Below are 21482 nucleotides of genomic sequence, written 5' to 3' on the forward strand. Positions count from 1 at the left end.
GTCAGCTCGCGTCCCCGGCCTCCTCGGTGCCCTCCTTCTTGGTGTCGGTGACCTTGAAGGACGTGTCGAGGTACACCTCGATCGAGGTGCCGTCCGCCTGCTTCACCTCCACCGCGTACATGCCGGGCTTCTCGGCGTCCTCCTCGGACTTCAGGACGGTGCCCGGGTACGCGGCCAGTGCGGCGGCCTCGGCCTTCTGCTTGATGTCACCGGTCAGCGGCGGCTCCTTCTTGTCGTCGGTGTCACCGCCGGCCCCACCGGCCGCCTGGGCGCCGCCCGCGCTCTGGGCCGACTGCTGGGTGCCCGCGGCGCTGGAGGCGTCGGAGCCGGAGTCGGAACCGCCGCAGGCGACGAGCGCGAACATCAGCGCGGCGGCGGGAGCGGCCAGCACGGCACGACGAGGCAGAGCACGCATCGGGGTGTCTCCAAACACTGGGGAATCACTTGCGGGTTCGGAGGCCTGTGAACCGGACCTCCGGGGGATGACGACGACCCTAGGAACCCGCGGTCGAGAGACAGCCCAGCAGACGGAGAGCGGGAGACCAGCAGATTGCCAATCTTCCGCCACACCACCCGTCGGCCTCGGGAGGTCCCGTCGGCTGTGGGCTCAGCGGTAGTTGAGCTCGGCGAGCTCGGTGGCGAGCTTCTTGGGCAGGGTGGTGTGGCCGAGCAGGGAAAGCGCGATGTTGCGGGCGCCGCGTGCCATGGGGTTGTGGGTGGTGGCCATGCGGGTCATCCGGTCGGTGAAGGCGACCACGCGCTGGGCGACGGGACGGCGCTGTGCCTCGTAGCCGTCGAGCCGTCCGGTGGCGAACGCCCGGCCGAGGGCGTAGCCGTCCTGGATGCCGGTGTTCATCCCCTGACCGCCGGCCGGGCTGTGCACGTGCGCGGCGTCGCCGGCCAGAAGCAGGCGGCCGGCCCGGTAGTGGTCGGCGACCCGGTGGTGCACGCGGAACCGTGAGGACCAGGCGAGAGCGGTGACCTTCGCCCGGCCGGGGGCGCGCTCGTCCAACAGCCGCTGGACGAAGGCGAGGTCGGGGGCGGGCAGGGCGTCGGCCACGGTGGCGACGACCCGGTAGTGGCCGCCGGGAAGCGGTGCGACGACGGTGAGGCCGGCGGCGCCGAAGGTGAGCGACACCTCGCGGGGGCCCGGCGCCCAGTCCATCACCGCGTCGGCGAGCACGAAGGACTCGCCGTAGGCGCTGCCGGTGAACCCGATGCCCGCGGCTTCGCGGACGGTGCTGTGCATGCCGTCGGCGCCGACCGCGTAGGCGGCGCGCAGCGACTCCCCGGTGGTCGTGGTGAGGGTCACCCCGTCCTCGTCCTGGACGACGGAAGCGACCTCGTACGGGCGGTGCACCTCGCCGCCGAGCGCCCGCAGCCGGTCCAGCAGCACGCTCTCGGTCTCGTACTGGGGAACCATCAGCGTGTACGGGTGCGCCGTGGGCAGCTTGTCGAACGGCACGGTCAGCAGCCGGCGGGCGCCGTCGCGGACGGCGAACCGGGTGACCTGGATGCCGCGCGCGATCAGCTCCGCGGAGGCTCCCAGCTCGTCCAGGACCTCCAGGGTGCGGGCGTGCACGACGGCTGCGCGTGAGGTGTTCGCGCCCTCCGCCAGCTTGTCCAGGACGACGAAGTCGACGCCGGCGGCGGCGAGGGTGACGGCGAGCGCGAGACCGGCCGGACCGGCGCCGACGACGGCGACTTCGGTGCGGGCGGGCAGTGCGGGGGTGGTGTTCATGCCGTTGTCCATGGCGGAGCCTTCCGTTCAGGAATGCGCGAGATAGGCCAACAGGCGTTGGTCAACAAGCGTTGGCCAACATCTGTTGACAGGATGCTCGAACTCCCACTGGAAAGTCAACACTCGTTGGCCTACAGTCGTTGGCATGAACGACGGACCTGGCATGAACGAGGACACCGGGACCACCGGCGCCGTGACCACCGGTGCCGGGACCGCCGGCGCCGAGACCACCGGTGCCGACAAGCGCTCCGACCGCACCAAGGCCGCGATCCTGCGCGCCGCACGGGAGCGGTTCGCGGCCCAGGGCTACGAACGCACCACCATCCGCGGCGTGGCCTCCGACGCCGGGATCGACCCGTCGATGGTCATGCGCTACTTCGGCAACAAGGCACAGCTCTTCGACGCGGCACTCGCCATCGACCTGCGGCTGCCGGACCTCACCGCCGTTCCGGCGGACGAGCTGGCACGGGTGCTGGTACGGCACTTCCTCGACCGCTGGGAAGGCGACCCGGCCGACGAAGCGCTGCTGGTCCTGCTCCGCTCGGCGGTCACCAACGAGCAGGCCGCGGCGCGGATGCACGAGATCTTCGCGCACCAGATCGCCCCGGCGCTGGCCGCCGCCCTGGGCCCGGAAACCGCCCGACGCCGGGCCGGACTGGTCTCCGCCCAGCTCCTCGGCCTCGGACTGACCCGCTACCTGCTGCGTCTCCCGGCGGTGACCTCCCTCACCCGCGGCGAGATCGAGGACGGCCTCGCCCCGGCCATCGAGGCCCTCCTCGCAGCGAAGTAGACGCCGGCGGGCTCACCTGGCGAGTTGGCCGGTACGTCCAGCCGCGTCAGCTTCCGCGGGTTCCTCATCAGGACGGCTGGTGGTGGCGCGGCTGCCCGGGCGCGGCGGGCACCTTCCCGTCGGCGGTCTGCACTCGGGCGGGGCCACGTAGGAGGCGCTGCCCGGGGTGCGGCCCGCTGAACGCGGGGACGGCCGGGCGTCGACACACAGGAAGGCGCACCAGGCTGAGTCACCGCTTTCACGCCGCTTCGGCGGGGACCCGGCCCGCCTCGACGGCGTCGAGGAGAGCCTGGTGGTCCTTCTCGTTCTGGTCCGCGTACAGCTCGGCGAAGGTCGCCAGCGCGCGGTCGAAGACATCGGCGCGGCCCAGGTAGGCGGCGATGGCGATACGGTCGCCCGACCGGGCGTGGGCGCGGGCCAGCGTGGCGCCGCACAGCTGCGCGAACAGGGACATCCGCTTGGGCGACATGTTCTCGGCGACAGCGATGCCCTTCCAGTCCCTGAGCTGACGGACATAGAAGTCCCGGCGGCGTCCGTCGATGCCCGTGGCGCGCTCCCAGCCGAGGAAGATGTCGCTGGTGGCCTGCATCAGCCGCTGTCCGGCGACGACCCGCTCGCCCTGGGTGCGGAATCCGCCGGCGCCGACGTAGGGCGCGAGCACCGACTCGTCGGCCTCCTTCGCCTGGAGGAACAGCGGGTCCTCGTCGTCCTTGCCGAGCAGCAGGATGATCCAGCAGCGGGTTCCGACGCTGCCCACGCCGACGACCTTGCGGGCGACGTCGGCGACGCGGTAGCTCTCCAGCAGGAACCGGCGGTCGGTCTGGAGGGACTGGCCGTACCGCTCGACGAGCCTGCTGATCTCGGTCTCCAGCATGTGGCCCTCGGTCTTCGGCAGCAGGTTCTCGAGCCGGATCAGGAGCGGCGGGTCGTTGGCGATTCTGCGCTTGCCGTCGACCACATGGGTGAGCTTGTCGAAGACCTGGAGCGTGTCGTGCGCGTGCGCCTTCTCCCGGGTCTCCGCCCAGCGTTCGCGGGTCTTGGCGTCGAGGTCCACGTCGAACTGCTGCTGCAGTTCGTCCGCCTCGAAGCGGGTGTACCAGACGTCGAGATTGCCCCGGTCCGCGAACTCCCGCATCCGTTCGCGGTACGACCGTACGGCGGCCCGCACCACGGACGCCCGTTCCTTGGAGCGGAACCCGTTGGCGCGGCCTGCGATGACCAGGCTGGCCGCGAGCCGCTTGACGTCCCACTCCCACGGGCCGGGCAGGGTCTCGTCGAAGTCGTTGATGTCGAACATCAGCCGGCGTTCCGGGGAGGCCAGCAGCCGAAAGTTCAGCATGTGCGCATCGCCGCAGCACTGGACCCTGATGCCGGTGCGGGGCGTCTCGGCGAGGTCCGCGGCCATGATGGCGGCGGCTCCCCGGTAGAAGCGGAACGGTGACTCGCTCATCCGCCCGTAGCGGATCGGGACGAGTTCCTGGACCCGCTTCGCCGACTGCGCGTCGATGATGTCCACCGGGTCGGTGCGCTTCGGCGGCGGAGTGAACTCGGCGTGCGCGGACCGGGGTACGGCGGACCGGGCGGCCCTGCCGCGCTCTGCGCGTTCCTTCGGGGTGCGGTGGCGCAGTTCGTGGCCGGTGGGGTTGTTGTCACTCATTGCAGACGCTCCACGATGTGGTCGCCGACGCGCAGGGCGTCGGCGACGGCCGCGACGGTGCCGATGATGACGACGTCGTGGTGCCGCGCCTCGGACATGCCGGGTCGTCCTGTCGGATCGTCCTGTCGGATCGTCCTGCTGGATCGTCCTGTCGGAGGAAATGGTCGACCGCTATCCGTCTTCCAACGTATCGCCGGTGGATGGGCGCGGCGACTCGGGTCCGCCCAGCCGCCGGGCCACCGCGGGTTCGCGGGCGATCACCGCGCCGGCGGTGATGCAGAGGGTCACGACCACGCACAGCGCGATGAGCCACGACAGCAGGGGGAAGACGGCGCCCAGCGAACCGTACTTGTCGAGGCTGTGGTTGAGGACCCGCGGTACGTACAGGTGCGCGACCGAGGTGAGGACGCTCAGGGCCGCGCCCGCCAGGAGGGCGCCCGGGCCCCGACCGCCGTGCCCCGCGCACGCCACCGCTCCCGGCGGGACCGGGGCGCCGGACGGGCCAGTGGGGGCTGCCCCGCAGGTTGCATGCTGCCAGCGTGCCCCGGACCACGCCCTCCCGGCCTGCGGCGGGAGGGCTACGTGGGCCGAACGGGTGAGAACGGCGGTGCTGCCGCCCGCACGCCTCGCCCAGGTGACCCCCGGGCGGCGCCGGACCGTGCCGGGGTCACGCCGGACCGGTGTCCAGGAACTCGCGCAGCGCGAAGGCGACCAGCACGATCACCGCCGTCCAGAGCACCACCGCCATGGTCGGATAGCTCCACGTGAACAGGACGACCGCGGCCACGGCCAGGATCGCCGCCCCGATCCACCCCTTGAAGCGGTGCACGAATCCGCCCACCGCGCCCAGGCGCAGCCCCGCCGAGGTCGCCACCTCGCGCCCCGCTCCGATGCCCTTGGTGCAGAAGTGCCGGGTGAACACGGCGGGCCGGGAGGGGCCGACAAGGAACGCGCCGAGGGCCGTGACCACGGCCAGCGCCCCGACCGCCCGGATGCCGGAGCGCAGAAAGCGCACCAGCGCGTCGTAGACGGAGCCCGCGGCGTCCGAGTTCGTCCCCGGTGGCAGGTGGTCCAGATACACGGCGCGGAACACGGCGAGCACCACGCCCAGGAGCACCATGGCGAGGAACACCCCGATCGCGGCCCCGATCAGCGCCCGCCGCCGGTGGGTGGCCAGGAACACGCCCCCGGCGGCGATCAGCACCGCGGTGATCGGCAGCCAGGTGCCGACGATCTGGAGCACCCTCAGATACGACTTGATCTTGCCGATGTCCTTGCCCTCGACGACGACGAAGTCCGTGTGCACGTCGGGGATCTTCGCCGCCACCGCGAGTCCCGCATCGACGAGCCGCTGCTTCACCTGGGCCACGATGGGCGCGACGTCGATGGCGACCTGGTTGTTCTTCACCTGTACCGCACCGCCGCCCGAGCCGGTCAGCGCCTTGTCGACGGCACTGTGGGCCCGGCGGTTGGCGTTCGTCCAGGCCGTCTCGAAGGCAGAGCTGGAGACGACCCTCATCACGGTGCTGCTCACCAGTTCCTTCAGACCGCTGTTGATGGGGCCGCTCAGGTTGCCGATGAGGCTCGCGGCCTTCGGCGGCACGCCCTTCTGCGACGCGGCCCGGCTCAGCTCCGCGACCAGGGCGTCCACGTCGATCTGCTGGAGTACGACGTTGGTGACGCGGGTGGTGACGGCCTGCTGGACGTCAGGGTCGGAGGCCAGCGGCGCCACGGTGGCGACGTAGCGGTCGGTGTCGCGGACAATGCTGTTCGCCCAGACCGCGACCACGGCGAGCAGCGCCAGCAGCGACGCCAGGATGATCAGCAGGACCGATCCCAGCGCCCGCAGCCGGTGTTTCGGTTCGTGCCGGGCGCGCTCCAACTCGCTCAGGCGGCGATGCAGTTCGTCCAGCTCCCGGTCCTTCTGGGCGCGTCGGCGTTCCTCTGCGGAGCCCCCGGAGGGGCCCCCGGGCCGTGCCGGGGGCGTATCGCTGCCAGTCATGCCTTCGAGGAGATCGCCGACAGGGCGGTCCGGCGAGCCGGGAGGATCCGGTCAGGTGAACGCGCACCGGGTGCGACGGCCCATACCGGGTGATGCAATGGCAGTCAGGGGGCCGCCGCTCGAGCACCAGAGGTGAAACCGTGAGCGAACAGAGCGAGCAGAGCGAGCAACTCGAGGAGATGGGCCCCGTCGACTACCTGGTGGTGGAGTTCGCCGGCAACCGGATGACGGGCGAGGGCTTCCCGCTGCTGGTCGATCTGGTGGACCGCGGCCTCATCCGGATCCTGGACCTGATGTTCATCAGGAAGGAGGAGGACGGCTCGGTGACCGCCCTGGAGATCGCTGATCTCACCGGTGACGGCAAGCTCGACCTCGCCGTCTTCGAAGGCGCCCATTCCGGTCTGCTCGGCCAGGACGACCTGGAGGAGGCCGCCGCGGCCGTCGAGCCGGGCAACTCCGCGGGGCTGCTGATCTACGAGAACGTGTGGGCCGCGCCTTTCGCGGCCGCCCTGCGGCGCGGCGGCGGCCAGCTGGTCGCCTCCGGACGGCTGCCCGTGCAGGCGATCCTCGCCTCGCTGGAAGCGGCCGAGGCCGCCTCCTGAGGCGACGGCCTCGGCCGGGGACGAGCAGGAACGGGCGGGGACGGCGCGGACGGCGTGGACGGCCGGGGACGGGCAGGGACTCGCCCGGGGCCGGGCGCGGACGGGCAGGAACGGCCCGGAGGCGGGCGCGGACGGCCCGGGACGGCCCGGAGGCGGGCGCGGACGGCCCGGGACGGCCCGGGGACGGGCGCGGACGGGCGCGGACGGGCAGGAACGGCCCGGGGACGGGCGCGGACGGCCCGGGGACGGGCGCGGACGGCCCGGGGACGTGCAGAGACGGCGGGGACGGCCGGGGACGGGGACGGCCCGGAGGCGGGCAGGGACGGCCCGGAGGCGGGCGGCCGATGGCCGCGCGCTCAGCCGCCTCCGCCGACGACGGAGTAGCTCAGCCACGGGGACTGGCCCGGTGTGTACTGCACGGACATCTGCGTCCCGAGATAGAAGCTCTCTCCGCCGACCCGGCCGCTCTGGTCGTCGCCGGCCTGGGTCAGCACGCAGTCCGCGTTGGCGTAGAGCCGGATGTCGTCGACCGTGTAGTTCCACACGTTGTGGGCGCCGCCCGGCAGGAGATGGCAGCCGTCGTCGGGCGGGCTCTGAAGCTTCACCACCCGCTTCGCCGCGGTGGTGTACTCGATCGTGCCCATGGCGGATTGCTCTGCACAGCCCGCGACGGCGAGCAGCACAGCGACGGCTCCGGCCCAGCGGCCGGCCCGGCTACGACGGATCATGGCGACGAGTCCTCGTCTGTGCGGGAAGTCAGCGGGATCAGCGGGATCAGCGGGAAACCTGAGGCCTCTTCGATCCAGCCTGCCGTGACCTGCGACCCCCGGCACCCGGGGCAGGACCGGTCGGCTGAATCCCTCCCGGGAGACGTCCGCCTCGTGCGCGGGCGCGCGGACGCCGAAGCCCTCGCCGGTGCCCACCCGGCCGAGGGCGATGGCGGTCGCCCGATCTCTCCCTCTGGGTGTCACGCCGACCAGGCCGATGCCCGCCGGCACGACCTTCGGAGGAATCGCGGCCGCCCTCGCTCGGTGGTCCAATGGAATTGCCTACGGACGAGAGGGGATGGGCCATGCCAGGTCTTCTTCGCGGAGTCGCCCGCACCGCGGTCGTCGCGGGTACGGCGACCGCCGTCTCCAACCGTGTGTCGCGCCGTCAGCAGGGGCGCTGGGCGGCCCAGGAGGGCTACCGGGAACCCCAGCAGCAGTCCTACGAGCAGCCGCAGCGCGCCGCGCCGCCGCAGGCCGACGACATGAACAGCAAGCTCGACCAGCTCAAGGAGCTCGGCGAGCTCAAGAAGCAAGGGGTGCTCACCGAAGCCGAGTTCGCGGAACAGAAGCGCAGGCTGCTCGGCTGAGCCGGGCCGGGCTCCGCCGCCCTGACAACTGCCCTGGAGCAGGCCGTGGTTGGCCGACGCCGAAGACATGCCAGGATGATGATCCGACAGTCACTCATCACGGTTCATCCGGCGGCAGGACACGAAGTCCAGGACGGAGCCAGGCAGATGGCCTCTCCCCTCAGCGGCGACGGCAACAGCAGCGGCGACGGCGTCTCCCTGAAGATCGACACGAGCAAGCCCCACCCGGCCCGGATGTACGACTACTTCCTCGGCGGCAAGGACAACTACGAGGTCGACCAGGAAGCCGCCGAGCGGTTCATCAAGGCGGCGCCGGAGGTCCGGCTGGCCGTCCGGGCGAACCGGACCTTCATGCACCGCGCCGTGCGGCACGTCGTCGCCGAGGGCGGCATCCGGCAGATCCTCGACATCGGCACGGGCCTGCCGACCGAGCCCAACGTGCACCAGATCGCGCGCGCCATCGCCCCCGAGACCCGCGTGGCCTACGTCGACAACGACCCGATCGTCAGCGCCCACTCACGGACCCTGCTGGACGACGACGACCACACCTCAGTCGTCCTGGCCGACCTGCGCGACCCCCGGGCCATCCTCGACCACCCCGACGTGCGCAGGGTCATCGACTTCGACGAGCCGGTGGCGCTGCTGCTGGTGGCCATCCTGCACTTCATCACCGAGGAGGAGGACCCGGACGCCATCGTCGCCGCCTTCCTCGACGCGCTGCCGGCCGGCTCCTACCTCGTCCTGTCCCACGCGACGGTCGACATCCACGACAACGACCGCGAGGACGCGGTGAAGGTCTACAACAACGCCACCGCCACCATGAACCCCCGTGACCACGCCCGCGTCCTGGAGTTCTTCGGCGGCCTCACCCTCGCCGACCCGGGTCTGGTCCTGGTCCCGCACTGGCGCCCCGACGAGCCCCTGCCGCAGGACGCCCCGCCGATCGGCATCTACGGCGGAGTCGCCCGCAAGGACGGCTGAGGTCCGGCCGGCGGTTCGCGCCGGCGAACTGCTCTGCCCGACGAACTGCTCTGTCCGGCGAACGGTTCCGGCCGGGGAACGGTTCTGGCCGGGGAACGGCTCACCGCAGCGGCATCGTGTCCAGGAGCTCGTGGGCCAGGCGCCGCGCGGGGGCCGTGGTCTGGTCCGCGACCTTGCGGAAGGTCTCCTGGGCGGGCCGGGCCGGCCAGTCCGGGGGCAGATGGCGGGCCGGGAGGCGGGGGTCCGTGCGGATCGTCCAGAGCCATTCGCTGACCAGCCGCAGCCGGGCCCCGATCGGATCGTCGCCGGGCCCGGCGTTCAGATGGGCCGTCCAGCGCTTGTCGAAGGAGACGTAGCGCGCGGCGACGCTCTCCAGGTCCCAGGTCTCGCGGATCATGAGGCCGATGTCGGTGGCCGCGTCGGCCGACGCGTGGAAGATCTTGACGTGCGCGGTCAGACCGAGTTCGGCGACGACGGCGGCCACGTCCACCCTCCCCGGCGCGATCCACAGCCCGCTGTACAGCGCGCCGAACCCCGACCAGATGAGCCGGGAGCGCAGGTCGTGGCGTTCGCGCTGACGGGACTCCGGGAGGGAGAAGCCCAGCAGCGTCCAGTCGCCGTCCCAGTCGTCGTTGACCGCGCCCTCGCGCCAGATGCGGACCCGGCCGTCCTGCAGGACGCGCGTCGCCTGCTCGGTCAGGCCGAAGTACATCCTGCGGCCCTCCCGCTGCCGCCGCAGCAGACCCCGGCTGACCATCCGGGTCAGCGTGGAGCGTACGGCCTGCTCACCGACGCCGACGCGGCCGAGGACGTCGATGATGCTGCCCGAGTAGACGCACAACTCGCCTTCCTCCAGGACGTGGTTGCCGAAGAAGGCGAGCATGAGCGACTGCGGCCGCAGTTGCGGGGCGCCGTCGATGCTGTCCGTGTCCGAGATGTCGTCGTCCTCCACGGGGGAAAGGGTACGACCGCCCGTCGGCGGGTGCGGTGGGCGGTCGTACGGCATCACTGGTGGTCGGCGGGGTGGGCGAGCGACAGGGCGGCCGTCGAGGCAGTACGGGTGCGGGTGGGCGTCGTCATGCGGAGATCTCCTGGGTGTGGGGGACCTCGGAGTCCTCGGCGGCGCCCGTGAGGGACTCCCGGCTGGTCTCGCGGACGAACAGGACGGTCACGGCGGTGATCGCCGCGCCGCCGCACAGCAGCAGGGCGACGGGGGTGCTGTCGCCGCTGCCCGCCACCAGGCTTCCGGCGATCATCGGGGAGAAGCCGGCGCCGATGAGGGTGGCGCCCTGGTAGCCGAGGGAGGCGCCGGTGTAGCGGACCTTGGTGCCGAACATCTCGGTGAGCAGGGCGCCCAGCGGGCCGTACATCGTGGACTGGGCGATGCCGTGGCCGAGGACGACGGCGAGGATCAGCAGTCCTGGCGACTTCGAGTCGACCAGCGCCATCACCGGGAAGGCGAGCGCGGCCGAGGCGAGGGCGCCGACGAGGACGACCGGGCGGCGGCCGACACGGTCGGAGAGCGTGGAGGCGCAGGGCAGCACGACGAGGGCGACGGAGGCGGACACCGTGAGCGCGGTGAGCACCTGCGGGCGGGCGTAGCCGATGCCCGTGGCGTAGGCGATCAGATAGCTGGTCAGCAGCGACTGGGCGGTGAACGCGCCGATGCCGACGCAGCAGGCCAGCAGGACGGGGCGGGGGCGGCGCAGCACGTCGAGGATCGGCAGCCGTGACTCGGCGCGCTCCTTCTTCACCTCGGCGAACAGCGGGCTCTCGACGACCTTCAGACGGACGAAGAGCCCGACGCCCAGCAGCACCACGCTCAGCAGGAACGGCACCCGCCAGCCCCAGGCCGCGAACTCGTCCTTGGGGAGGGTGACGACGAGTGTGACGACGGCGGTGGAGAGCAGGGAGCCGAGCGGGGCGCCCATCTGGGTGAAGCTGGACCACAGTCCGCGCCGCCGCTCTCCCGCGTGCTCGACGACCATCAGGGTCGCGCCGCCCCACTCGCCGCCGATGGCGACGCCCTGCACGACGCGCAGGGCGATCAGCAGCACCGGCGCCCACACGCCGATCGTGTCGTAGGTGGGCAGCAGACCGACGAGGAAGCTCGCGCCGCCCATCAGCCCCATGGTGAGCAGCAGCATCGACTTGCGGCCGAGCCGGTCGCCGAAGTGCCCGAAGAGGATGCCGCCGAGCGGACGGGCGACATAGCCGGCGGCGAAGGTGCCGAACGCGGCGATGGTGCCGACGGCCGGATCGGCGCCGGGGAAGAACAGCTCGCCGAAGACGAGGGCGGCGACGGTTCCGTAGACGAGGAAGTCGTAGAACTCCACGGCGGTGCCGAGCAGCCCGGAGGCGGCGACGACACGCAGCTGCCGGGTGCGTTCGGCGTTCGCGGACGGGGGCGGGGAGGAGGACGGGGACGGGGACGGTGATGCGATGGGGGACGGGGACATCGCGATCTCCCTTGAGCGGGGGGAAGGACACCGCGAAGTTAGGCCTACCCCTGACCGCCGTCAATAAAGTGCACAACATTTGCTCGGTCGGGTGGCGGGTTGACAGGTTTCACCCCGGTCTTCTCGGGCCGTTGAGTACAGTTCCGACCTCAGTAGCCGAAGGTGACGGTGCGTGGCGAGGAACCCGGGGGTGGCGGTGGGCCGTGAGCTGGACGCGGGGCAGGCGGGAACGGGAAAGGGCTCCGACGAGCTCGCCGTGCTGGACCGGATACCCGACGGACCGCGCCGCGCACTGGTCGCGCAGCTGCGCGCGCTGCGGGAGGCGTCCGGCCTGACCGTCCCGGAGCTGGTGCAACGGCTCGAACAGCGGGGCGTCGCCCTCACCGCCTCGCGGTTGTCGGACTTCCTCAGCGGCCACGAAGTGCCCAGCCGCGCACAGGTCACGGCATTGCACCGGGTGTGCGAGGCCGCCGCCGGGACCGACCGCGACCCGGACGCGGTCCAGGAGACCCGCCGCCTGCTGTACGCGGTGCTCGACGCCGAGCGCACCACGAAGCCGTTACGGGCACGGGAGTTCGACCTCGAGGAACTGCGGGAGCAACTGGAACGGGTCCGGGTGCGGACCGCCACCGAACTCGGCGTACTGCGCGACGAGTTGGACCGGGAACGGGCCCTGCGCCGGCAGGCCGAGGACCAGCTGACCGTGCTGATCGCGGCCGCCGACGACCACGCCCGGGAGATCGGTGAGACCACCGCCGAGCGGTATGTGGCCCGGGGGCGGATCGCCGAGCTGGAGGACCAAATCCGCCAGCACGAGGCACTGTTACGCCTGCACGAGAAGGAGGCCCGGCACCTGCGGGCCATGGCGCAGGAGACCGCGCAGGAGATCGCGCGCTACGACAGCCCGGTCCTGAAGACGCCCTCCCCGGAGACGCCGGCGAACGCCACGGACGCCCCGAACACGCCGAACGCGAGGGACGCGAGGGACGGGGTGGAAGTGCAGGAAGGGGCGGAAGGCACGAAGAGGGGTGCGGAGGGGAGTGCGGATGGTGCGGTCCCGTCGACGTCGGCGGAGGTGAGGGTCGGCGTCCTGAAGGTCGTCGCGGCGGTGGAGCGACTGCGCGACGAGGACCGCGACCACGAGGCGGACCAGGTGCTGAGCGACATCTGCGAAGCGGAGCCCGACCTGCTGCCCGTGCTCTGGCAGGCGTTTCGCGCGGGCCATCGACGCCTCGACGCCGAACGGCTGCTCGTCGAGGCGGCACAGTGCTGCAACGGGATCACGCTCTACCGCCTGTGGCGCACGAGAACGTTCCTCGGGACCCGGCACGTGGGCCTGTTCCCCCTGCACACCGACCACCTGATGACCGCCATCGGCAACCATGCTCCCCTCGACGTACTGGAGCGGTTCATCAAGGCGTGCCGGGAGCGCGACGATCAGCAGGGGCTGCGGCTGCTGGCCCTGAACTGCACCCCCCTCCCGGTCGGCGAAGTGCTGAAACTCCGTGAGGTCGGCCTGCCGACACGGCCGTTCCTCTTCTGGCCCTGGCAGGCCCTGCTGAAGGCGGTCGCACGGGCCACCGCCTTCAGCAGAACACGGTGACTCAGGCGACGAGGGCCGTGGGACCGGCGAGGGCGGTGGGACCGGCGAGGGTGGTGGGTTCGGCCGACTCCTCCTCCAGCAGGTCCACCAGCGCGGCCCGCGCCCGCGCCACACGCGAGCGGACCGTGCCGACCGGACAGTCGCTCACCCGAGCCGCCTCCGCGTAGGGCAGGCCCGCCAGTTGCGTGAGGACGAACGCCTCCCGCCGCTCGGCCGGGAGCGAGGCCAGCAGGTCCAGCAGGACGACGCCGTCGTCGAAGCCGGGCAGGTCGCGCGGCTGGGCGCGCTCCGCGGCGAGCTGCCAGTCCGGTACGTCGGACAGCCGGGGCCGGGCGGCGGCGTACCGGTAGCTGTCGACCACCGCCCGCCGGGCGATGGACAGCAGCCAGGACCGCGCCGAGGAACGGCCCTCGAACCGGTGCAGGCTGCCGAGGGCGCGCAGGAAGGTGTCCTGCGCGAGGTCGTCGACCGCCTGGGGATCGGCGCACAGATGGGCGACGTAGCGCACGACGTCGCGGTGCAGAGCGCGGACGAATCGCTCGACCGCGTCCGCGTCACCGGCCCGGGCGGCGAGCGCCCACGCGGTTATCGACTCGTCGAGCGCAGCCTGGGAAATCTGGGGCGCCTGGGGCACCTGGGGCGCCCTTTGGGCAGACGTGATCACCTGGTGTCCTTCTCGGATCATCCATGAGGGCAAAAGGGCATGGGGCATGAGGGCATGAAGGAGAGACGGCCCGAGGCGCGGGTGAGCAGCCTCGGGTCGGATCGCCTGCTGTCGGCCGGTCAGGTCAGACGGCGACAGCGGCCCTCAGGGGCGGGCCCCTCGTGGTGATCGCATGGGTGAGAAGGAGAAGCCGCGGCGCTCGGTCCGAGCGGCGGCGGCCGATCCGGACGCGCGGACGGTCCGGGACGGCGGGCAGAGCGAGCAGCAGCCGCAGCGGCGCGGCCAGCCATCCGGCGACCGCACGCAGAATCCGGAACGCGGCCTTCTCGCCGTAGGCCAGCCACAGCCCGCACAGCAGCGCGGCGAGTAGGTGGGCGGCGAGCATCCCGAACGAGAACGAGCCACCGTCACCGGCGCCTCGCCCCAAGTGGCCCACGTGATCCATGTGATCCATGTGATCCATGCGGCTCATGTGATCCATGCGGCTCATGCCCATGGAGCCCATGGAGCCCATGCGCATCGAGCCCATGTCCATGGCCGCCATGCCGGCAGCCGTCGGCTCCGAGCCGGTCAGTGAGAACGCCGAGTGCAGGGCCGTCTGCGCGGCGACGACGACCGTCACGATCAACGGCAGTCCGCGCTCCCTGCCCGCGAGGGACCAGCCGGCGATCCCGGTGACGGCCGCGCCCAGGGCCAGCGCCCACGCGGGCACTTCGGACCCGGACATCAGCACGTGGCCCAGGGCGGCGAGCAGCACGCAGACGGCCGCGAACAGCGCGGCCCGTAACGTGCGAGAACACCACCCAGCGGTCATGGCGCCTCATCCTCGCATCCGGACACCGGTCGTCGTACGGGGTACGGATTTCCACCCACCACCCCACTCAACCCCCGGCCTGTGATCCACACCACAGGCCGACTCGCCGCGACACCGCTGCCGCTGCCTCCGCTTCCACTGCCGGTGCCGGTGTCGCTGCCGGTGCCGGTGTCGCTGCCGGTGTCGCTGCCGCTGCCGGTGTCGCTCGGAGGCAGGTGTGCTCAGCCGGGCCCCCGCATGCGCGCCCGTTCGTCGCTCCGGCCGCCGTCCGGTAGTCCACCGCCCGCCGTGAAGCCGATCACCGAGCCGCCGCCCGCGCGGTGGAAGGCGAAGGGGGCGCCGCCGTGCGCCAGGGCCACCTCGCGCACGATCGACAGACCGAGACCGGATCCGGGCAGGGAGCGGGCTTCGGCGGCGCGGTAGAAGCGGTCGAAGACGCGGGTCAGGTCGGCCTCGGCGATGCCGGGACCGCGGTCGAGGACCTCGACGCGGACGACACCCGGCCGGGCGGGCCCGGTGACGGCGATCTCGACCGGCGCGGTGCCCTCGCGGTCGAACTTGGTCGCGTTCTCCACGAGGTTGGACAGCGCCCGCTGGAGCATGCCCGGCCGCCCGTAGGTGCTGGTCTCGCCGCTCGCCCGGATCAGGATCTGCCGCCCGGTGCGCCGCCGGGCGAGACCCGCGACCTCCTCGGCGATGTCGGCGAGGTCCACCCTCCGCGGCGGCTCGCTGTCGGACTGGCCGGCCGCGAGGTCGACGAGCTCGTTGACCAGGTCAGTCAGCTCACGGGCCTCCTGGGTCAGGTCCGCCACCAGTTCGTCACGGGTGTCCGGCGGCAGCTCGTCGATGCGGCGCAGCAGCGAGATGTTCGTCCGCAACGATGTCAGCGGCGTCCGCAGCTCGTGTCCCGCGTCCTGGACGAGCCGCCGCTGGTCCTCCTCCGACTGGGCGAGCCGGCCCAGCATCCGGTCGAAGGCGCGGCCGAGCCGACCCACCTCGTCGTAACCGGTGACCGGCACCTGCACGCCGAGCCGGCGCGTGCGGGCGACGTCCTCGGCTGCCGTGGTGAGGATGACCAGCCGGTGGGTGATGCGCCTGGCCAGCCACCAGCCGAACAGGCCCGCGGCCGTCACGACCGCGATCATCAGGATCAGGGTGCGCTGCTGGAGCGCCCGCAGCAGATCCTCGGTGTCGCTGAACTCCTGCGCCACCTGCACCGCGCCCCGCCCGCCGCCCAGGGACACCGTCGCGATGCGGTAGACGTCGCTGCCGACGTCCACGTCCTTGTGCTCGGCCATCCGCCCGGCCGTCACGGCGACCGCGATCGTACGGTCGACGGACACGACCGGCAGTCCGGGGCTGCCGCCGTCGACCACCGCCCCGTCCGGGCCCAGCACCTGCACGTCCGTCCGGGCCGGCCGCACGATGTCGTGGCCCGGCTCGGCCGAGGAGAAGTCCTCCGGGGTCATCGGGTGGTCGCGCACCTCGTCCCGCAGGTCCTGCACGACCTCGTCGAACACCGACTCCTGGTCGACCCGGACCAGCCGGGCGGCCGCCGAGTACGACAGGACGCCGACGAGGACGGTGACGGCGGCGGTCACGGCCGCGAAGGACACGGCGAACGTCGTCCGCAGCGACACCAGCTTCGGCCGCGGCGTCGACAGCAGCCGCCGCAGCCGACGCAGCAGGCTCACCGTCGCCTCATCCTCGCCTCACCGCGTCCCACTCCCGTCCTCGTCCCTCAGTCCTCGCGCAGCACGTACCCGACCCCGCGCACGGTGTGGATCAGCTGCGGGGAACCCGGCTGGTCGAGCTTACGGCGCAGGTAGCCGACGTAGACGGCGAGGTTCTTGGAACCGGGCCCGAAGTCGTAGCCCCAGATCCGGTCGTAGATCGTGGAGTGGTCCAGGACGATCCCCGCGTTGCGCACCAGCAGTTCCAGCAGTTCGAACTCGGTGCGGGTCAGCTCCAGCTCCCGCCCGCCCCGCCACGCGCGCCGCGCCTGCGGGTCCATGCGCAGCCCGGCCCCGTCCACATACCGCTCCGACACCTGCTTCGGGGCTTCCGGGACGGGGGCGGCGGCGTCGGGGTTGGTCCGGCGCAGCAGCGCCCGCAGCCGGGCGAAGACCTCCTCGACGTCGAACGGCTTGACGACGTAGTCGTCGGCGCCCGCGTCCAGCCCGGCGATCCGGTCGGCGGTCTCCACCAGCGCGGTCAGCATCAGGATGGGCGTGCGGTCGCCCTCGGCGCGCAGCACCCGGCAGACCTGGAGGCCGTCGATCCCGGGCATCATGACGTCGAGGACGAGCACGTCCGGCGGGTTCTTGTGGGCGTGTGCCAGCGCCTCGACGCCGTCGGCGACCGCGGTGACCTGGTAGCCCTCCAGGGCCAGGGCGCGTTCCAGGGCGTGGCGGATGGCACGGTCGTCTTCGGCGAGCAGCAGGGTGGGAGGCACCGGTCCAGTTTGCCAAGCTTTCCGACCGGGACGACCTGATGATCTTCCTTCGGTAGGCCTTCTTACTGGCCTCTCACTCTGCCGCAGGCAACCGGCCGACGGTTCTCAGCCTGCGGGCCGCAGGGCCGCCAACTGCTCGGCGAAGGGGACGACCTCGAACTCGTCCTTCGCCGGTTTCGCCGGGCGGGCCGCCGACAGTCCCGTCATCAGCGCGGCCAGCTCGCCCGCCGCCCGCTCGATCCGCTCGGGCAGCCCCTGCGCACCCCAGTCCTCCGAGGCCGCGTAGACGGCGGTCGGGACGACGACCGCCCGCAGGTAGGCGAAGAGCGGCCGCAGGGCGTGCTCCAGCACCAGCGAGTGCCGCGCCGAACCGCCCGTCGCGGCGATCAGCACCGGCTTGCCCGCCAGCGCGTCCGGGTCGAGCACGTCGAAGAACGACTTGAACAGCCCGCTGTAGGAGGCGGAGAACACCGGCGTGACGACGATCAGACCGTCGGCCGCCGACACCGCCTCCAGCGCGGCCGCCAGCTTCCGCCCGGGGAAGCCGTTGGTGAAGTTGTGCGCGATCTCGACGGCGAGGTCGCGCAGCTCCACGACCTCGACTTCCGCCGCGGTCCGCCCGGCGGTCGCGGCGGCCAGCCGGTCCGCCAGCAGCCGGGTCGACGACGGGACGCTCAGCCCCGCCGACACGACGACGAGCTTCATGCCACGACCTCCTTCGCTTCCTTCTCCGCCAGCAGCGACCGGTGGGTCGGCGCGTCCGGCACGTCGGCCGGCCGCCCGACGGCGAACTCCTTGCGCAGCACCGGCACGACCTCCTCGCCGAGCATGTCGAGCTGCTCCAGCACGGTCTTCAGCGGCAGCCCCGCGTGGTCCACGAGGAACAGCTGACGCTGGTAGTCGCCCGCGTACTCACGGAACTTGAGCGTCTTCTCGATGACCTGCTCGGGCGTGCCGACGGTCAGCGGGGTCTGGTCGGTGAAGTCCTCCAGGGAGGGCCCGTGCCCGTAGACCGGCGCGTTGTCGAAGTACGGCCGGAACTCGCGCACCGCGTCCTGCGAGTTCTTCCGCATGAACACCTGCCCGCCGAGCCCGACGATGGCCTGCTCGGGCGTGCCGTGCCCGTAGTGGGCGTACCGGGTGCGGTACAGCTCGACCATCTGCTTGGTGTGGTCGGCCGGCCAGAAGATGTTGTTGTGGAAGAAGCCGTCACCGTAGAACGCGGCCTGCTCGGCGATCTCGGGCGAGCGGATGGAGCCGTGCCAGACGAACGGCGGTACGTCGTCCAGCGGCCTCGGCGTCGACGTGAACCCCTGCAGGGCGGTGCGGAACTTCCCCTCCCAGTTGACGACGTCCTCGCGCCACAGCCGGCGCAGCAGCGCGTAGTTCTCGATGGCGAGGTTGATGCCCTGCCGGATGTCCTGCCCGAACCAGGGGTATACCGGACCGGTGTTGCCGCGCCCCATCATCAGGTCGACGCGCCCGTCGGCCAGATGCTGGAGCATCGCGAAGTCCTCGGCGATCTTCACCGGGTCGTTGGTGGTGATCAGCGTGGTGGAGGTGGAGAGGATCAGCTTCTCCGTCCGCGCGGCTATGTACCCGAGCATCGTCGTCGGGGACGAGGGCACGAACGGCGGGTTGTGGTGCTCACCGGTGGCGAACACGTCGAGCCCGACTTCCTCGGCCTTGAGCGCGATGGCGACCATGGCCTTGATCCGCTCACGCTCGGTCGGCGTACGGCCCGTCGTCGGGTCCGGCGTGACATCGCCCACCGAGAAGATCCCGAACTGCATGGTCGCTCACCCTCCAAAGTTGTTGACGGTTCAACTATACCCGTGGAACGACCCCCTCACGATTTCTATTCCGGCTCCTTCAGTCCGCTTCCCGCCCCTTATGGCCGTCCCTGCCGTCCCTGCCGTCCCCGCTGCCCCGCCGTCCCCGCTGCCCCCGCCGTCCCCGCTGCCCCGCCGTCGTCAGTCGTCGTCAGTCGAACGGCAAGGCGTCCATGTACGAGTTGGTCGGCTTCCGCACCTTCTCCACCGTGCGCGCGTCCACCGCGACCGCCGCCGACGACGTACCCAGCGTCCCGCCCTCGTGCCAGACCCCGTCGACGGTCACCCACGTGTCGACCTTCGGCGCGGTCACCCCGTACACCCGCACCTTCAGCGTCGTCGAGTCCGCCGCACAGCAGCTGATGATGATCCGGGTGAGATACCAGCCGTCCCCGTCGGCGGGCGTCACGAACCCCGTCATCCGGACCGGGCGCCCCTTGACCGCCCGCGAACGGTCCTGCTGCACCCGCTGGGTGAACTCGGTGAGCGTGATCGGAAGCGGCGAGGTCGCGGGCAGCGGATCGAAGTCGTCCTCCTGCACCGCGACGACCTTGGCGGGCTCCCGGGAGGCGGTGTACGACCCGAGGGCGGGCGGCGCGTAGAACAGCAGGCTCAACACCGGCAGGAACAGCAACCAGGCGACACGCGGCACACGGGAGTGATCGTGACCGTGGCCATCCCGGTCGCCGTGGCCGTCACCGCCCCCGTCACCGCCCCCGTCGCCGTGGCCGTGGCCGTGGCCGTCATTGTGCTCATGGCCGTGCGCGTCATGCCCCGCGTCGGGCCCGTCTCCGTGCACCTCCTTCGGCGGCGAAGCCCACGCCTCCGCCACCCCCAGCGCGATCAGCAGCACCCCCGACGCGACCAGCAGCGGCCGCATCCCCTCCTTCACGAACCGCAGGTACTCGTCCGTGAAGAGCGAGGTGTGCAACAACCCCAGTCCCCCGAGCACCAGCAGCCCCACCTGCACGAACCGCTTCACAGCAGCACCCCTCCGATCACCGCGCTGCACACCACCGCGACCACGGCCGTGGCCGCCGAGAACCGCACCGCGAACGCCCGCCCGAACGTCCCCGCCTGCAGAGCGATCAGCTTCAGGTCGACCATCGGCCCCACCACCATGAACGCCAGCCGCGCCACCGGAGAGAAACCGCTGAGCGACGCCGCCACGAACGCGTCCGCCTCACTGCACACCGCCAGCACGATCGCCAGCGCCGCCAGGAACAGCACCGACAGCCACGGCGAACCGGCGAACGCGTCCAGCACCGAACGCGGCACCGCCACATTGAAGGTCGCCGCCGCCATCGCCCCCACGACGAGGAAACCCCCCGCGTGCAGGAAGTCGTGCTGGAAACCGCGCCGGAACTCCGTGAACCGACTGCGCCCCGGGACGTGCCCCGTGTGCCGCACCCTCGGCTTCAGCCACTCCTCCCGCCCCAGCCAGAGCCACAGCCAACCCATCACCGCGGCCGTGACCAGCGACGCGAGCAACCGGGCCAGCACCATCTCCGGACTGCCCGGGAAAGCGACGGCCGTCGCGGTCAGCACGACCGGGTTCACGGCCGGTGCCGACAGCAGGAACGCGAACGCCGCCGCCGGAGTCACCCCCCGCCCGATCAGACTGTTCGCCACCGGCACCGACGCGCACTCGCACCCCGGCAGCACCACCCCGGCCATCCCCGCCACCGGCACGGCCAGCGCCGCCCGCTTCGGCAGGAGCCGCTCGAACACCCGCGTCGGCACGAACGCGTTGATCGCCCCCGACAGCGCCGTCCCCAACAGCAGGAACGGCAGCGCCTGCACGGTCACGGCCAGACACACCGTCCGCCACGCCTGCACCGCCGGGTCGTCCAACGACCGCCCGACGACCACCAGCACCGCCCCCGGCACCACGGCCGCCCCCAGCAGCAACAGCGGCCAGTGCCGAGGCAGCCCCCGCCCACCCCCGACACCCTGCGCCCCCTCGACCGCCACCGCCGCCGCCGGCCGCACCCTTATCTCCGTCTCCTGCATCCCGCCCCTACACCTGACCTTCCCGCAACCGCGTGATCCGCTCCCCGTGGAACTCCACCGTTCGCCTCATATGCCGCACGATCACCGCGAGTTCGGCGTCCGCCAAGTCCTCGAACAAGGGCGAGCGGTCCCCGCCCAGCCGCTCCCACATCCGCCCGAACTCGGCGATCCGCTCCGGCACCGGCGCCACCAGCACCCGCCGCCGGTCGGCCACGTCCCGCTCCCGGACCACGTACCCCGCCCTCTCCAGCCGGTCCACCAGCCGCGTCGCCGACCCCGTGGTCAGCCCCGTCAGCTCGGCCACCCGGCCCGTCGTCACCGGCTCCCGCTCCAGCGTCAACAGGTTCAGACACTGCAGATCGGTCGGGTGCAGCCCGAGCCGGTCGGCGAGCGCCTGATCGAACAAGGCGTACGACGCCACGTACCGGCGGGAGACCGTGGACAGCTCGTCCAGCAGCCTCGACCGCACGTTCTGGGACATCGCCCACCCCTTCGCCGGCGCCGTGTGCCGA

The 21482-nt window shown here is 71.9% G+C and carries 22 protein-coding genes; 5 read left to right on the forward strand and 17 right to left on the reverse strand.

From position 1 onward, the window contains the following. Position 1: 1 nt before the first annotated feature. Together ACIBTS_RS35530 and ACIBTS_RS35535 are read right to left on the reverse strand one after the other, a co-directional pair. Complete coding sequence (locus tag ACIBTS_RS35530) at positions 2-415, reverse strand: peptidase (protein ID WP_399324815.1); 414 nt, start codon at positions 413-415, stop codon at positions 2-4. A gap of 192 nt (positions 416-607) precedes the next feature. Beyond that, a complete protein-coding gene (locus tag ACIBTS_RS35535) occupies positions 608-1741 on the reverse strand; it encodes an FAD-dependent oxidoreductase (protein ID WP_399324816.1) in 1134 nt (377 codons plus the stop codon). A 163-nt stretch (positions 1742-1904) separates the two neighbouring features. Here ACIBTS_RS35535 and ACIBTS_RS35540 point away from each other — a divergent pair, with 163 nt between their 5' ends. Then, positions 1905-2531 (forward strand): TetR family transcriptional regulator, encoded by a 627-nt coding sequence (locus ACIBTS_RS35540; protein ID WP_399324880.1) that lies wholly within the window; start codon positions 1905-1907, stop codon positions 2529-2531. A 238-nt stretch (positions 2532-2769) separates the two neighbouring features. On the opposite strand, the gene ACIBTS_RS35545 is transcribed toward ACIBTS_RS35540, so the two are convergent. The 3 genes from ACIBTS_RS35545 to ACIBTS_RS35555 form a co-directional block, all read right to left on the reverse strand. After that, positions 2770-4188: a DUF2252 domain-containing protein gene (locus ACIBTS_RS35545; protein ID WP_399324817.1), complete on the reverse strand. Its 1419-nt coding sequence runs from the start codon at positions 4186-4188 to the stop codon at positions 2770-2772. 171 nt (positions 4189-4359) lie between these two features. Then, complete coding sequence (locus tag ACIBTS_RS35550) at positions 4360-4659, reverse strand: hypothetical protein (RefSeq protein ID WP_399324818.1); 300 nt, start codon at positions 4657-4659, stop codon at positions 4360-4362. A 196-nt stretch (positions 4660-4855) separates the two neighbouring features. After that, positions 4856-6190 carry a hypothetical protein gene (locus ACIBTS_RS35555; protein WP_399324819.1) on the reverse strand — a complete coding sequence of 445 codons (1335 nt, stop codon included), beginning with the start codon at positions 6188-6190 and terminating at the stop codon, positions 4856-4858. 179 nt (positions 6191-6369) lie between these two features. Between ACIBTS_RS35555 and ACIBTS_RS35560 the strand changes: the two genes are divergently transcribed. After that, positions 6370-6792, forward strand: a complete 423-nt coding sequence (locus ACIBTS_RS35560; RefSeq protein WP_319675827.1) for a DUF6325 family protein — start codon at positions 6370-6372, stop codon at positions 6790-6792. Positions 6793-7148: 356 nt separating this feature from the next. On the opposite strand, the gene ACIBTS_RS35565 is transcribed toward ACIBTS_RS35560, so the two are convergent. Next, entirely contained in the window at positions 7149-7520 is a 372-nt protein-coding gene (locus ACIBTS_RS35565; protein ID WP_399324820.1) for a hypothetical protein, read from the reverse strand. A 344-nt stretch (positions 7521-7864) separates the two neighbouring features. On the opposite strand from ACIBTS_RS35565, the gene ACIBTS_RS35570 reads away from it, so the two are divergent. Then, positions 7865-8149 carry an SHOCT domain-containing protein gene (locus ACIBTS_RS35570; RefSeq protein ID WP_399324821.1) on the forward strand — a complete coding sequence of 95 codons (285 nt, stop codon included), beginning with the start codon at positions 7865-7867 and terminating at the stop codon, positions 8147-8149. A 147-nt stretch (positions 8150-8296) separates the two neighbouring features. Further along, complete coding sequence (locus ACIBTS_RS35575; protein ID WP_319675825.1) at positions 8297-9130, forward strand: SAM-dependent methyltransferase; 834 nt, start codon at positions 8297-8299, stop codon at positions 9128-9130. A gap of 100 nt (positions 9131-9230) precedes the next feature. Here the strand turns inward: ACIBTS_RS35575 and ACIBTS_RS35580 are convergent, their stop codons facing one another. Both ACIBTS_RS35580 and ACIBTS_RS35585 read right to left on the reverse strand, forming a co-directional pair. Then, the gene (locus ACIBTS_RS35580) at positions 9231-10082 is read right to left on the reverse strand and encodes a PaaX family transcriptional regulator C-terminal domain-containing protein (protein ID WP_399324822.1); all 852 of its coding nucleotides are present in this window, start codon (positions 10080-10082) and stop codon (positions 9231-9233) included. A gap of 124 nt (positions 10083-10206) precedes the next feature. After that, positions 10207-11589, reverse strand: coding sequence for an MFS transporter (locus ACIBTS_RS35585; RefSeq protein WP_399324823.1), 1383 nt, complete (start codon positions 11587-11589; stop codon positions 10207-10209). A gap of 172 nt (positions 11590-11761) precedes the next feature. Between ACIBTS_RS35585 and ACIBTS_RS35590 the strand changes: the two genes are divergently transcribed. After that, entirely contained in the window at positions 11762-13192 is a 1431-nt protein-coding gene (locus ACIBTS_RS35590; protein ID WP_399324824.1) for a helix-turn-helix domain-containing protein, read from the forward strand. A 1-nt stretch (position 13193) separates the two neighbouring features. Here the strand turns inward: ACIBTS_RS35590 and ACIBTS_RS35595 are convergent, their stop codons facing one another. The 9 genes from ACIBTS_RS35595 to ACIBTS_RS35635 form a co-directional block, all read right to left on the reverse strand. Beyond that, positions 13194-13856 (reverse strand): sigma-70 family RNA polymerase sigma factor, encoded by a 663-nt coding sequence (locus ACIBTS_RS35595; protein ID WP_399324825.1) that lies wholly within the window; start codon positions 13854-13856, stop codon positions 13194-13196. Between the two features lie 124 nt (positions 13857-13980). Then, positions 13981-14670 (reverse strand): hypothetical protein, encoded by a 690-nt coding sequence (locus ACIBTS_RS35600; protein WP_399324826.1) that lies wholly within the window; start codon positions 14668-14670, stop codon positions 13981-13983. A gap of 221 nt (positions 14671-14891) precedes the next feature. Then, positions 14892-16355, reverse strand: coding sequence for an ATP-binding protein (locus ACIBTS_RS35605; RefSeq protein ID WP_319676862.1), 1464 nt, complete (start codon positions 16353-16355; stop codon positions 14892-14894). Between the two features lie 56 nt (positions 16356-16411). Continuing rightward, positions 16412-17113, reverse strand: a complete 702-nt coding sequence (locus ACIBTS_RS35610) for a response regulator transcription factor (protein ID WP_399324881.1) — start codon at positions 17111-17113, stop codon at positions 16412-16414. Positions 17114-17230: 117 nt separating this feature from the next. Then, on the reverse strand, positions 17231-17830 hold the full coding sequence (locus tag ACIBTS_RS35615; protein WP_399324827.1) for an FMN reductase: 600 nt from the start codon (positions 17828-17830) through the stop codon (positions 17231-17233). Beyond that, entirely contained in the window at positions 17827-18918 is a 1092-nt protein-coding gene (locus ACIBTS_RS35620; protein WP_319676859.1) for an LLM class flavin-dependent oxidoreductase, read from the reverse strand. The genes ACIBTS_RS35615 and ACIBTS_RS35620 overlap by 4 nt, the downstream gene beginning before the upstream one ends. 190 nt (positions 18919-19108) lie before the next feature. Beyond that, the gene (locus ACIBTS_RS35625; protein ID WP_399324828.1) at positions 19109-19939 is read right to left on the reverse strand and encodes a TIGR03943 family putative permease subunit; all 831 of its coding nucleotides are present in this window, start codon (positions 19937-19939) and stop codon (positions 19109-19111) included. Continuing rightward, on the reverse strand, positions 19936-20970 hold the full coding sequence (locus ACIBTS_RS35630; protein ID WP_399324829.1) for a permease: 1035 nt from the start codon (positions 20968-20970) through the stop codon (positions 19936-19938). The genes ACIBTS_RS35625 and ACIBTS_RS35630 overlap by 4 nt, the downstream gene beginning before the upstream one ends. 7 nt (positions 20971-20977) lie before the next feature. After that, positions 20978-21451 (reverse strand): MarR family winged helix-turn-helix transcriptional regulator, encoded by a 474-nt coding sequence (locus ACIBTS_RS35635; RefSeq protein WP_319677943.1) that lies wholly within the window; start codon positions 21449-21451, stop codon positions 20978-20980. Positions 21452-21482: the final 31 nt, after the last annotated feature.

The sequence above is a fragment of the Streptomyces sp. NPDC050121 genome, assembly GCF_044460385.1.
In the GTDB taxonomy this organism is placed as follows: Bacteria; Actinomycetota; Actinomycetes; order Streptomycetales; family Streptomycetaceae; genus Streptomyces; species Streptomyces soliscabiei.